Origin of the sequence: Marinobacter sp. DS40M6, assembly GCF_028581595.1 — a bacterium.
Classification (GTDB): Bacteria; Pseudomonadota; Gammaproteobacteria; order Pseudomonadales; family Oleiphilaceae; genus Marinobacter; species Marinobacter salarius.
Map to the genome: position 1 here is coordinate 146,443 of NZ_JAFCAE010000005.1, position 13,430 is coordinate 159,872.

Genomic DNA, 13,430 nt, shown 5'->3' on the forward strand with positions numbered 1-13,430 from the left:
CTCTGGCTAAAATAGCCATAACCAAACCACCAAAAAAACACAGCAGCGACCGCAGCGATCGATTTTTCACCGAAAGCTTGCAGAACATTCAATTGACAGGTCGCGTGTGTCGTCTTCATGCTTTCCAATATATATCCCCGGTTTCCGGCTTTGCAACCCGTAAATTCGGTTTTTTGCAGGTATTGCGGCCCTACCAGTCCCGGAGTCACTCATGAACACAGCGATGAATTGTCGGCCCACGCTTTCTTTGTTGCTGATCCTGCTGCTTTTTTCAGGCGCTATAGCAGCGGCGCCTGAGGCCCGTACTTACCAGATGGCACAGCGCTCCGCAGCGGGTGTGGCACAACAGATCCGCGAACTTTATCCGGATGGCCAGGTGTCGATCACCGCTCGCGGACAGCAAATGGTGGTTCGTGGTGAACCAGAGGTGCTGGATGAAATCGGCAGGCTGGTGGAGACCATGGACGTCGCCCCCTCACAGATGCGCATTACGGTTCGTTCCCGACACAACGTGGATGCCAAAACCGGTGGCGGCGGGTTTTCCGTCAACAACAACCAGGTCAGCGTACAGGCAGAACGCAAGGTCACCACGACACGGCGGAATCAGGAACGCACGCTGATCGTTCAGGATGGGCAATCCGCTCATATTGCCTCTGGCCAGGTCCGCACCGTACCGATCGCCATCCGCGGGGGCCGTAATCCAGCGGCGTTTCTGGGACAGGTCGAAACCCGAAGCGGCTTCCTGGTCAGCCCGCAAGTGATTTCAGATCAGGCGGTCGAATTGAACATCGTTTCTTTTGAGGAAGACCCGAAGGGCAATCCGCCCGGCTACGACACCGAGGCGGTGATGACCATACGCCGGGTAGAACCCGGTGAATGGGTGGAACTCGGCAGCACGCGCCAACAACGAGTAGGTGAGCAGTCCGGCATCACCTACCAAACCGGGAACAGTCGCCGTCAGAATCAGACCTTCGAGGTAAAGGTTGAGGTTCTTTAAGGCCGGTCAGGCACGGCGTTTCAGCAAGACACTCTTGGCTTCGTTGATCTTTGCGGCCAGGTAATCGTTGCCGCCTCGATCGGGATGGAGCTTCTGGATCAAACGTCGATGCGCCTGCACAATCTCGTCGTCTGTGCAGTCTGGCGCAACCCCCAGAACCTCACAGGCTTCGCTGACAGACATATTTCCGGAACTGGCACTCTGTTGCCTGCGCTGATGCTGGGTGGCGGTGTCGTCATTACCAAACCCACTCTGACGGTTCTGCCCGAACAGGCGGCTGACCGTTGGGGCAAACTTCAATAAGGCTGGCAGTTTTCTCAGTAGTGGTAATAGGGCGGCCACTGCGGCGGTCAGCACATGCACCCGCCCCGTCAACACCATGAATAGAAGCACCGCGGCGCCAGCCACCAACACGACTTTCCAGGTGGCGGCCTTTTTCTTCTCCGGCGATAACGCGCCCCACTGTTTCAGCACAATAAATACGGCTGCCGCCAGTGCAATACCAAGAATCCATTGCATTCGCCAATCCTTATAGATGACCGAGTCGTAAATCTGTCATTCTTGTTTGGCAACCTAGTGAACGGGACGAGCTCCCGGACCCGCCTGGACAAGGCAGGCGAAGGCGCCTGGAGCGCAGTAATTGTACGCATTTTCACTGACAAATCAGTGACAGCAACCCTCTCGCTTGTATAGGATGCTATTCTTTACGGTTTGTTGACGAGTCCTTGCCAACACAGCCCCCGACGAGCCGGGCAACTCCATCCCTACGGGATCAGGAGCCTGCAAAGCTAACACGATTACCTGTAACGGACATACGACCCAGGACCTGAATTATGCGCACTGCCTCCCGCTTCCTGATTGTACTCATCTTTCTCGGTGTCGTGCTCGGCGGCATTTTTGGTTACAAGTTCTACCAGTTCGGCCAGATGCAGGAACAATTTTCCCAGCCACAGCCGCCGGCGAAAATTTCCGCGACCATGGCCAGCACCGAGATGTGGACACCTGAGATCAAAGCCGTTGGCAGCGTTGAAGCCATCAATGGTATTGAAGTGGCGAACGAAGTTCCCGGTGTGGTTGAGAACATCGCGTTCGAGTCAGGTGATACGGTGAAAAAAGGCGACATCCTGATCCGCCTGGACGCCGCCATTGATGAAGCCGCATTGCGCACACGCCGTGCCGAGGCACAGCTCGCGGAGCAGGAGTTCAAGCGGGTGTCCGACCTGCTTCCCAAGCGCGCCGTGTCGCAATCCCAGTACGATGAAGCCAAGGCCAATTTCGACGCAGCACGGGCAAGGGTCAATGAAGCCGAAGCCCAGTTGAGCAAGAAAATCATCCGCGCGCCTTTTGACGGCAAGCTTGGCCTCCGTCTGGTGGATCAGGGCGAATACATTGGTACCGGTACGCCGATCGTCGAAATCAACATGCTCGATCCGATCTACGTGGATTACACCCTCTCGGAAAAAGACCTGCCCATGGTGCAACAGGGCTACGACGTAGTGGCGACCGTTGCGGCCATCCCCGACAGTGATTTTGCCGGCCAGGTCAGCGCCATCAACACGTCGGTTAATCCGCAAACCCGTACCGTCCGGATTCGTGCCACGCTTGGCAACGAGGAGAACCAGCTTCGCCCGGGCATGTTCGCCACGGTCGCAACCAGGCAACCCCAGGATCAGGAGGTTGTCACCGTGCCGAGAACCGCCATTTCCTACAATACCTACGGCGATTTCGTGTTTGTTGTCGAAGAGAATGATGACGGTGAATTGGTCGTCAATCGTCGCACCGTCCAGACCGGCAACACCCGGAACAGTCGCGTTGCGGTGCTCGAAGGCCTGAAAGAAGGTGAGCAGGTCGTCGCCAAGGGCCTGCTGAGATTGAGGGCTGGCCAGCGCGTTGAAGTCCAGGAAGATGAGCAGCCGGCGGAGGCGTCCAAGTAATGCGTTTCACCGACATATTCATACAGCGCCCCGTCCTGGCGACGGTGGTCAGCCTGCTGATCCTGCTGCTCGGGGCCCGGGCAGCGATGGAGATGGAAATCCGTCAGTACCCGGAACTTGAAAGCACCACCGTCACGGTGACAACCGCCTACCCCGGCGCTGGCTCTGAGCTGGTAAAAGGGTTCATCACCACACCATTGCAGCAGGCCATCGCTGAAGCCAGTGGCATCGACTACCTCACGTCCACAAGTTCCCAGGGGCAATCCACCATTGAAGCCAAGATGGTGCTGAACTACGACGCCAACGCAGCGCTGGCCGAGATTCAGGCAAAAGTGGCCAGTCAGCGCAACGTGCTGCCCGCCGATGCGCAGGACCCGGTAATAACCTCCACAACCGGCGATTCCACCGCGCTGATGTACATCGCCTTTTACAGCGATGAGCTGGAGGTACCCCAGATCACGGACTACCTGACGCGGGTGGTGCAGCCCAAGCTGCAGGCGTTGTCCGGCGTGGGCAAGGCCGACCTGTTGGGTCGCCAGTTCGCCTTACGGGTCTGGCTGGACCCAGAGCGTCTGTCCGCTGTCGATATGACTCCTCAGGAAGTGGTGGATGTACTGCTGCGCAACAACTATCAGGCGGCGGTAGGCAACACCAAGGGCAAATACACCAAGATCAGCATGACCAGCGACACCGACGTCGGTGATCCGGAGCAGTTCAAGGATCTGGTGGTCAAGGAATCCGACGGCTCACTGATCCGCCTGCGGGACATTGCCCGCGTTGAACTGGGCTCCGAGACCTACGATCAGTTGGCCCTGTACAAGGGCCAGCCAGCAACCTACGTAGCCATTGAACTGTCACCCGGCGCTAACCCGTTGACGGTTGCAAAGCTGGTCAAAGATGAACTTCCGGGGATTGAAAGCCAACTGCCTTCCGGCATGAATGTCCGCCTGGCCTACGATGCGTCCGACTTTATCGACAGTTCGATTAAAGAGGTTATCCAGACACTGCTGGAGGCGCTGGTTATCGTTCTGGTGGTGGTCTTCATCTGCCTGGGCTCAGTCAGGGCAGCCGTGGTTCCGTCCGTGGCGGTGCCTCTGTCTCTGGTTGGCGGCGCCTTTTTCATGCTGATGATGGGCTTCTCACTGAACCTGCTGACACTGCTGTCGATGGTACTCGCCATCGGTCTTGTCGTGGACGACGCGATCATCATGGTGGAAAACGTCCACCGCCACATTGAAGAGGGCGAGTCCCGCTTCAACGCGGCCCTGAACGGTGCCCGCGAAATGGCAACGCCGATCATCGCCATGACCACAACCCTGGTGGCGGTCTATGCCCCAATCGGCTTCATGGGCGGACTGGTTGGCTCACTGTTCACCGAGTTCGCATTTACCCTGGCCGGCACCGTCGTTATTTCCGGCATCGTGGCACTGACCCTGTCGCCAATGCTGTCCGGCAAGATCCTCAAGCCCCACGGCAATCCAGGGCGGTTCGAGCAGGTCGTGGAGCGCTCCTTCGGCGGCCTGGCCAATGGGTACAAACGTGCTCTTGCGTCGTTGATGGACACCAAGTCCGTGGTGATTTTCTTCGCCATCGTGGTGCTGGGATCGATTTATTTCATGGTGGCCATGAGCCAGAACGAGCTGGCACCCACTGAAGACCAGGGCATCCTGTTCTATCAGGGGCTTGGTCCCCAGACGTCCACCCTCGACTATCTCCAGGAACACGGAGATGAGGTGCAGGAGCGTATGTCGACGGTACCCGGCTACCATGAGGATTTCATGATTCTCGGCATTACCGGGCCCAACGCCGTGTTCGGCGGCTTCAAGATGAAGCCCTGGTCCGAGCGTGACATCAGCCAGTTCGAGGTTCAGCCACAGCTTGACCAGGAACTGAAAAACGTCACCGGCCTGCAGACCGCCGTTTTCCCCAGACCTTCCCTTCCGGGTTCCGGTGGCGGCCTGCCATTCCAGTTTGTGATCACCACGGGCGAGGACTACGAGCGCCTGAATGACGTTGCCAATGACCTGCTCGGACAGGCCATGCAAAGCGGTAACTTCATGTTCCTGCAGAAATCCATCGACTTTGACCGCCCGGTTACCCGCATCAACGTCGACCGTGACCGGGTGGCGGATCTTGGGCTGTCGATGCAGGACGTTGGCCGTGCCATGTCCAGCATGCTGGGCGGTGGCTACATCAACCGCTTCAACATGCAGGGCCGCTCCTATCAGGTCATTCCCCAGGTCGACCAGGATTTCCGCCTGGACGAGCAGGCGCTCAATGACTATTACATTCGTGCCGACAGCGGCAGCCTGGTTCCGCTATCAAGCGTCATCAGCTTCCAGAAAGACGTGGAGCCGTCACAACGCACCCAGTTCAACCAGTTGAACTCATTGACCCTGCAGGGCGTTGTGACGCCGGGAGTGACAGTGGGCGATGCCATGGCCTTCATGGAGAATGCCGCCGCAGACAGTTTCCCGCAGGGTTTCTCGTTCGACTACACCGGGGAGTCGCGTCAGTTCGCGAATCAGGGTAGCGCATTGGTGGTTACCTTCTTCCTGTCATTGCTGGTGATCTACCTGGTGCTGGCAGCCCAGTTCGAAAGCTGGCGCGACCCGTTCATCATCCTTGTATCAGTACCGATGTCGGTGGCTGGGGCCATGGCCTTCATTGTGCTCGGCTTTGCCACCATGAACATCTACACGCAGGTGGGCCTGATCACCCTCATCGGTGTTGTGTCCAAGAACGGGATACTGATCGTGGAGTTTGCCAACCAGCTGCAGGTGGACAAGGGCCTGAACAAGCGCGAGGCAGTCGTGGAAGCGGCGGCCATCCGTCTGCGCCCGATCGTCATGACCTCCCTGGCGCTGATCTTCGCCATGGTTCCACTGTTGATTGCAGTAGGCCCGGGCGCGGAAAGCCGGTTCGCCATCGGCCTGACCATCAGTGCAGGCCTGGGCATCGGTACGCTGTTCACCATTTTCGTGTTGCCCGCGTTCTACATCCTCCTGGGCCGTGACCACCACGGCTCCACGGCGGATGACGACGCAAATGGCAGCACTGGGAATACGGCTCACGCCCAGTGACCCTCGGAACGCTCTTCTGGCTGTTTGTAGCCGGCTTCGCCACCTGGTACTGGTGGCGGGCCAAGGCCATCAAGGACTTTGTGCTTCAGGCAGCCAGGAACTACTGTAAGAAAATGGATGTGATGCTGCTGGACGACGCCGTGTACCTGCGTGGCGTATGGTTCAAGCGTGACGACAACGGCCGTACCCGGGTGTGGCGCCGCTTCCTGTTTGAATTCACATCAACCGGAGAGGAACGCTACCTCGGCAGAATCATCATGCTCGGCCCTCGCATCATCCATATGGAGCTGGACCCCCACCGTTTCGGCCCGGACCTCTAACCTCCGGGCACATCCCCCCGTCGACGCGACAGATCACCTCCCCCAAATGGGCGATTCTTACTCCCGCCCCAATCGCAAATAATCCTCCACGCATTGGCGACAATAAGCGGCCCTCACAGGGTGTGCTTTCTCACAAAAACAACAGGAGTCAACCATGCGTAAACTCATCACTTTCGCGGTGATCATGAGCTGTGCCGTGCTTGCAGCACCCACACTCAGCCATGCCAGCTATACCAAAACAAAGCATCCCATCGTTCTGGTCCACGGTGTGACCGGTTTCAACACCATCGGTGGCTTGATCAATTACTTCCACAACGTTCCCTGGAACCTTGAGCGCAGCGGCGCCCGGGTATATTCCGCCAGTGTGTCCTTTGTGAACAGCAGCGAGCAGCGTGGCCAGCAACTCGCCAATTACATCAACGGGCTTGGGCATTCGAAGGTCAACATCATGGCCCACAGCCAGGGCGCGCCCACCTCCCGCGTGACCGCCTCGCTTATTCCCCACAAAGTTGCCTCGGTAACATCTATCAATGGCGTCAACAAAGGCTCAAAAGTCGCGGACGTCGCGCGGGGAATCATTCCACCCGGCAGCTATGTCGAAGGTGGAGCCGGCGCCATTGCCAACGCGCTTGGCGATCTGGTCAACGCACTGTCTGGCTCCAACAACCCACAGGATGGTATTGCCGCTCTGGAAACCCTGACCACACCGGGCACCACGCAGTTGAACAACGCCCTCGGCTGGAAAGGGGTGAACCGGTGGTCATGCGCGGGCACCAATGAAGACGTGTGGATCAACGGCAACCGGATCAAGTTCTTCTCCTGGACCGGCACATCGGTCTGGACCAACTGGACCGACATCACCGACCCGTTCCTGGGTGTTACCTCGCTGGCTTTCGGCAACGAGCCCAATGATGGCTTGGTCGGCGAATGTTCCACCAAGATGGGCAACGTCATCGGCACCCACTACGACATGAACCACGTAGACGCCATCAATCACCTGTTCGGCGCTCGTTCGTGGCGGACCAATCCGGTCTCGCTCTATCGCAGCCATGCCAACCGCCTGAAAAATCGCGGGCTGTAACCCTCGCGCTTTCGAGTCTGAACCGTCGCCGGGCGCCCCGCTGATGCGTGCCCGGCGACGACAGTTGCCAAGGCAGGATAATGGGTATGAACAATAGCGACAGACTGAACAAGAAGGCTTTACTTCCCCTGATCATGACCGTTCCGGTGGTGTTTGCCTGTGTGTGGTTCCTGTTGGCGGACGAGCCACGCGGTGAAGCAATAACAAAGGCGGCGAGCACTCCCGCCACGACCTCAGAACAACCAGAACCCGGTATTACCGAGGCGCCACTTGCCGTTGGCGAGGATACGCCCATCCCCTACCAGACACCCGATAGCCTGGGAGACCAACCGTTTGCCAGCTCCCTCGCGGGTACCAATATCGACGGCAACTTACGGGCCGACGCCAACGGCGAATTGATCGTTGATCTGGAAACCCGCGACTTCTTCGACTACTTCCTGAACACCATTGGTGAGGTATCAGCCGAGCAGGCACTGGACCAGATCAGAACCCTGGCCCAACAGAGCCTGCCGGAAAGCGCCGCCCGCGAAGCCATGGCCCTGCTCAACCGGTACCTGGCGTACAAGGATGCCTCACTGGCACTTGGGAACCAGGGCCTTGACCCCGCCCGGCAGCACGACCCCGCCTACCAGTTGGAAATGCTCAAGGGTGCATTGGCCGACATGAAACAGCTGCGCCGGCGCATGTTCTCCGCCGACACTCACGAGGCCTTTTTCGGGCTGGAGGAGGCCTACGGCGACTATACGCTCGCCACCCTTGATATCCAGCAGCGCACCGACCTGTCCGCCGAAGCAAAAAACACACTGGCTGAATGGCATCGACAGCAGCTTCCTGAGGTCATCCGCCGCACCGAAACCCGCATGATTGAGGAAAGCGGGGACCACCGGGCAAGACAACAGGCGTTATCCGACGCCGACTCACCGTCCGAGGCCGGACGCAGACTCCGGGAACTGGGCGTTGATGATGCCCAGGCCAGAGAAGTGGTCGCCTACATGGAGGAACGGGAGCAGTTCGACAGCCAATACCAGCAGTTCCAGCAGGCACTGGCGAGTCTGGACAACTCAGGGTTGGCGGAAGAGGACAGGACAACCCAGGAGAACCGGTTACTGAAACAGCACTTTGATACCGAACAGACCCGCACCTGGGCCCGACTGCGGGTATTGGAGTCACAATCACCATAGTGTGCTCCAATGCCATTCCTGACTATCTGGCCGGCGTAAACTGGAGGTAACGACAACGACAACCGGACAGTCCTCGATGAATTTTTCCCAGCTTCGGGATCAACGGGCCAACGGGTTTCGACGGCTGCGGTTTGAGCCTGCGCTGGAAGCCCACTATCGCAAAGCCAGGGACGAAGGCATACGGTCACGCGCACGGCTGGTCTCCGCCAGTGCGCTGACGCTGTTCCTGGTATATACCCTGTTGGATTCCCTGATGCTGCCCGCGGCCATCGCACGGGATACCATCGCAGTTCGGCTTATGGTCACCTGCCCGGTCATCATCGGCGTGTGGTGGCTGTCCTATCGAGACATTCGCGACGATCATTTCGTTAAGATCTATGCGCTCGCCTATCTGGTTGGCGGCCTCAGTGTGGTGGGCATTATTGGGCTTGCACGCCTGGAGAACCACCCACTGCCCTATGAAGGCATCCTGCTGATGCTGATGTTTGGCTACTTCGTGATGGGCATCCCGTTTCGCACGGTTTCCGGCGCCTCCCTGCTGGTCATCATTGCCTATCTTTGGGTGGAGTACGCCACCGGTTCAGAGGCTCACCAACTCATGATTAACGGGTTTTTCATAGGCACTGCCAACATCATCGGGATGGTAGGGTCCTGGCTCAGTGAACACCGTCAGAGAGCCCACTTTTTGGATCGCCAGATGCTCAACGCCTCCAAACAACAGGCCGAACAGGAGAATCACCGCAAGACCCGACTTATTACTGTCGCCAGCCACGACCTTCGTCAACCCCTGAATGTCATCAGCCTGATTCTGGAAAACCTCACCGCTGACGGTCTGCCAGGTGAACAGCAGTCGCTGGTGTCGCGACTGAAATCCTCGGTCACCCATTTCAACAACCTGCTGGCCTCGGTTCTGGATATCTCCCGCATCCAGGAGGGCATGATCTCCCCTGAGCCCACCAGGCTTTGTACGTGGCAGGTCATACGGCAGGTATCTGAAACGTTTAGCGAGCAGGTACAACGCCCGGGCGCGCAGCTAGTCATCCATAAACCCGCCACCGGCAGTGGGGTGTTTGCCGACCCGCAGTTGCTGCACCGCGTGCTCCAGAACCTGGTAACGAATGCCCTGGAACATAGCGACGCCACCCGCATTGATCTTCGAGCCCATCAGGACAACGGAAAGCTGTGCTTCGAGGTACAGGATGATGGCCGGGGCATCGATGACGGCAGCCTCAAGCAGATCTTCACTCCCTTTTTTCGCAACAGTCAGCGCCAGCGTAGTTGCCCCGGCCTGGGGCTCGGGCTGGCCATTGTCCATGAGCTGACGGGCATGATGGAGGGACATTGCAACGTCAGTTCATCGCCAGGGCAAGGCGCCTGTTTCCGGGTTTTCCTGCCGGCAACGCCCGCACCACAGACAACAGAGTCCGTTTCCGGAGCGGCTGTTCCACCTTCCGCTCACTCACCCTCACTGGTGGTTGTGGAGGATCACGATGAGGCTCGTCACTGGACCTGCGAAACCCTGGCGTCCTGGGGCTACAGCGTGAGAGGCGTTGCCAGCGCGGAACAGGCAATCACCCGTTGGGGCGCATCGTCCAACGCTATTCTGGTCAGTGACGTCCACCTCCCGGAAATGTCTGGCGATGCCCTCTACGATCGGCTTTTCGCTCGCAAGTCGGTCCGCGGTGGCATCCTGATGACGGCTGATACAACGATTCCCCAGGGCTACGACTCTGAACGCCGACTCTGGGTACTGCACAAACCGCTGATACCCATGAGACTGCGAGCCGCGATTACCCAACTGGATCGTCTTGCTGACTGATCGCGTCAGAGCAGTCCCAGCGCTCTTGCCTCGGCGACACATTCGGTCCGGTTGTGAACACCTAAATGGGTGAAAATCGCTTTCAGGTGAGTCTTCACCGTGTGCTCGGTGAGGTCGAGGGCCTGGCAAATCCGCTTGTTGGGAAGCCCATCCGCCAAGAGTGTAAGAACCTCCAGTTGGCGCGGGGTCAGGTGCTCCGGGCTCAGGGAAGGAAACGGCAACGACGGATAGAACAACTGGCCGATGCTGACCCGCTGGACCATTCGAAGCAGCGAGCGGCGGCCAGCAGACTTGGGCAGAAACCCCACGGCGCCCGCAGAGCGTGCCGCTCGTACTGAGGCCTCGTCCTCGCGGCTGGAGATGACCACCACGGCAATCGGCAGCCCGATCTGTTCAAGCTCGGAAAACAACGACAGGCCCGCCTCCCCTTGCAATGTCAGGTCCAGCAGGACAAGAGAGGTTTCCGGCCGCGAACGGAGATCGTCCACCGCGTCCGCGACCGAGGCTACCGTTGCAACCTCCCGGGCGAGCTGCTCCTGCTCAAGAATCGCCGTAATTCCAAACAGGAAAAATGGATGATCATCCACGATCAGCACGCGGGCCAGGGGAAGGCAGTCTCCGGATGACAGTAGCGCACAGTCGGCGTTTTCAGCCGTTCTGGTGTCCATGGGTTTCTCCGCAAAATGGCTGTTATTGTTACTGCGGTGCGGAATACTATACGGATGAAAACCGGAATCGACCGTTCGCTGTTTAACAGTTTTGATGCATGCCCCTTCCACCACCTGTGCAGGTGCAGGGTGTAATCGCTATACTGGCGCCACGACACTTTCTCATCTGCTTGGATCAAGGCACTGATGTCTGGACGTTTTCTGGCACTTCTACTCGCTGTGCTCATTCCCGTTATTGCCCATGCCGACCGCCCCACAATGACGGTTGTCACGTCGATCTATCCGCCTTACCAATACCTGGATAACGGTGAGGTGAAGGGTACCCACACGGAAACCCTTCGCCAGGTCCTGACGAGGATGGGCTATGACCCCGTTTTCCGGCTTGTACCCTGGGCCCGGGCGGAAGCGAGCGCTCGTGCTGGAACCGCCGACCTGATCTACTCCCTGACATACTCGCCAAGCCGCGCCCGCCACTACTACTTCACCAACCCCATCAGCGAGGCCCGGGATGTATTTTTCAGCCTTTCCGACCGGGGCCTTCAGTGGCAGGAGCTGGATGATCTCGCCGGCCTGAGGATTGGGCTATCCGCGTCCTACAGTTATGCCCCCGAGTTCATGGAATGGCTGGTCGCCGGCAACGCCCGGGTTGTTCAGATCAGCCAGGAATCCCCGGAACTCACGGGGCTGAAAATGATTGCCTTTGGCCGTATCGACCTGTTCATCTGCGAGGAAACCGTCTGCCGGTATCTGATCGACAAACACATCGCCGACCGTCCGGAGCTGGCAAATGTATCCGCAATGCCACAAACCGTTGGCGAAGTGCGGGGGTTTCGGGCGGCATTCTCCCGCCAGCATCCGAAGGGGGAGGCGCTCCGCGACGAATTCAACAAGGTGCTGGCCGAGCTGAAAACCCGCAATTCCGACTAGCGTCTGCGGCAATCACCTATCTGCGAAACCACACAGGCGCATAAAGGTTTCCTATACTGCGGGTTGTACCCCTCAACCAACAGACCGGGACCATGGACATCCAGACTGATCACCGCTACGCCATCAACCTGAACGTCAGAGGCATCCAGCCCTCCGCCACCCTCCGAATCAACGAACTCAGTAATCAGCTTCGCGCCGAAGGCCGGGACATTATCAAGCTGGGGCTCGGCCAGTCGCCATTTCCGGTGCCCGACCGTGTGGTCGATGCCCTGCGCGAGCATGCCCATGAAAAGGACTACCTTCCGGTGAAGGGCCTTAAGGCCCTGCGGGAATCGATTTCGGGCTACATCAACCGCAGTGAGCGCATGCGCTGCACCTGGGAAGACGTACTGATTGGCCCCGGCTCCAAGGAGCTGCTGTTCATGCTGCAGCTCGCCTACTATGGCGACTTGCTGATCCCGCGCCCAAGCTGGGTATCCTACGCGCCGCAGGCACGCATTATCGGCCGCTCAGTACACTGGTTGCCAACACACGCGGAAAACAACTGGCAGCTGACCGCGGAAGAGTTGGACATCATCTGCCGCGACGACCCGTCACGACCACGTATCCTGATCATGAACTATCCGTCCAACCCAACGGGCTGTACCTACACAGACGACCAGTTGCTGGCTATCGCCAACGTCGCTCGCAAGTACAAACTGATCCTGCTGTCGGACGAAATATACGGCGAAGTGCACTTTGAGGGACGGCACAAGTCCATCGCCCGCTATTACCCGGAAGGCACCATTATCAGCACTGGCCTGAGCAAGTGGGCTGGCGCGGGTGGCTGGCGCCTCGGCACGTTTATTTTTCCGCCCGAGCTGCGCCCTTTGCAGGACGCCATGGCGATCATCGCCAGCGAAACCTACACCGCAACCAGCGCTCCGATCCAACATGCGGCCATTGCTGCGTTTAATGGTGGCGAAGACCTGGATGAGTACCTGAAGCAGTCACGCCGGGTGCTCAAGGTAGTAGGCGAATACCTCCATCGCCGCCTGACGGATATGGGGGCCGTGGTGCAAAAGCCCGAGGGTGCGTTCTACCTGTTCCCGGACTTTTCCAACTTCCGCGAAGCACTGGCCCGTCGCGACATCAAAACCAGTCAGGCTCTGTGTCAGTCGCTACTGGAAAATACCGGTGTGGCCATCCTGCCGGCCAGTGATTTCGGCTTTGTCCCGGACCACCTTGCCGCACGTCTCGCGTTTGTGGACTTTGACGGTGCTGAGGCTCTGGCGCTGGCCGGAAAAGAGTACGGTGAACAGGAACTGAGTGACGATTTCGTCAAACAGGCCTGTCCGCGACTGGTGACAGCCATGGACAAGATGGAGCAGTGGCTCACCGGCCTGTAACAGGGTCATGATAGACTGGCGCCCTCATTTCA

11 protein-coding genes are annotated in these 13,430 nt (G+C 58.6%); 9 read left to right on the forward strand and 2 right to left on the reverse strand.

Features of this window, described 5'->3' with window-relative positions; translation table 11 throughout:
* Nucleotides 1-211: 211 nt before the first annotated feature.
* Nucleotides 212-997, forward strand: coding sequence for a secretin N-terminal domain-containing protein (locus tag JJO78_RS14445; RefSeq protein ID WP_036211020.1), 786 nt, complete (start codon nucleotides 212-214; stop codon nucleotides 995-997).
* A gap of 6 nt (nucleotides 998-1,003) precedes the next feature.
* On the opposite strand, the gene JJO78_RS14450 is transcribed toward JJO78_RS14445, so the two are convergent.
* The gene (locus JJO78_RS14450) at nucleotides 1,004-1,516 is read right to left on the reverse strand and encodes a DnaJ domain-containing protein (RefSeq protein ID WP_075194239.1); all 513 of its coding nucleotides are present in this window, start codon (nucleotides 1,514-1,516) and stop codon (nucleotides 1,004-1,006) included.
* A 314-nt stretch (nucleotides 1,517-1,830) separates the two neighbouring features.
* Between JJO78_RS14450 and JJO78_RS14455 the strand changes: the two genes are divergently transcribed.
* The 6 genes from JJO78_RS14455 (at nucleotide 1,831) to JJO78_RS14480 (ending at nucleotide 10,415) form a co-directional block, all read left to right on the forward strand.
* Nucleotides 1,831-2,931 carry an efflux RND transporter periplasmic adaptor subunit gene (locus tag JJO78_RS14455; protein ID WP_036211014.1) on the forward strand — a complete coding sequence of 367 codons (1,101 nt, stop codon included), beginning with the start codon at nucleotides 1,831-1,833 and terminating at the stop codon, nucleotides 2,929-2,931.
* Entirely contained in the window at nucleotides 2,931-6,014 is a 3,084-nt protein-coding gene (locus JJO78_RS14460; protein ID WP_075194238.1) for an efflux RND transporter permease subunit, read from the forward strand. Before JJO78_RS14455 ends, JJO78_RS14460 begins: the two co-directional genes overlap by 1 nt.
* Nucleotides 6,011-6,334 (forward strand): DUF3301 domain-containing protein, encoded by a 324-nt coding sequence (locus JJO78_RS14465; protein WP_007155520.1) that lies wholly within the window; start codon nucleotides 6,011-6,013, stop codon nucleotides 6,332-6,334. The genes JJO78_RS14460 and JJO78_RS14465 overlap by 4 nt, the downstream gene beginning before the upstream one ends.
* 154 nt (nucleotides 6,335-6,488) lie before the next feature.
* Nucleotides 6,489-7,415 carry an esterase/lipase family protein gene (locus tag JJO78_RS14470; protein WP_036211008.1) on the forward strand — a complete coding sequence of 309 codons (927 nt, stop codon included), beginning with the start codon at nucleotides 6,489-6,491 and terminating at the stop codon, nucleotides 7,413-7,415.
* Between the two features lie 86 nt (nucleotides 7,416-7,501).
* A complete protein-coding gene (locus JJO78_RS14475; protein WP_075194237.1) occupies nucleotides 7,502-8,596 on the forward strand; it encodes a lipase secretion chaperone in 1,095 nt (364 codons plus the stop codon).
* 76 nt (nucleotides 8,597-8,672) lie between these two features.
* Nucleotides 8,673-10,415, forward strand: coding sequence for a hybrid sensor histidine kinase/response regulator (locus JJO78_RS14480; protein ID WP_075194236.1), 1,743 nt, complete (start codon nucleotides 8,673-8,675; stop codon nucleotides 10,413-10,415).
* Nucleotides 10,416-10,420: 5 nt separating this feature from the next.
* Here JJO78_RS14480 and JJO78_RS14485 read toward each other — a convergent pair whose 3' ends face one another.
* Nucleotides 10,421-11,083: a response regulator gene (locus JJO78_RS14485; RefSeq protein ID WP_083637116.1), complete on the reverse strand. Its 663-nt coding sequence runs from the start codon at nucleotides 11,081-11,083 to the stop codon at nucleotides 10,421-10,423.
* A 186-nt stretch (nucleotides 11,084-11,269) separates the two neighbouring features.
* On the opposite strand from JJO78_RS14485, the gene JJO78_RS14490 reads away from it, so the two are divergent.
* Entirely contained in the window at nucleotides 11,270-12,010 is a 741-nt protein-coding gene (locus JJO78_RS14490; protein ID WP_075194235.1) for a substrate-binding periplasmic protein, read from the forward strand.
* 92 nt (nucleotides 12,011-12,102) lie between these two features.
* A complete protein-coding gene (locus JJO78_RS14495; RefSeq protein ID WP_036210999.1) occupies nucleotides 12,103-13,398 on the forward strand; it encodes a pyridoxal phosphate-dependent aminotransferase in 1,296 nt (431 codons plus the stop codon).
* Nucleotides 13,399-13,430 lie beyond the last annotated feature (32 nt).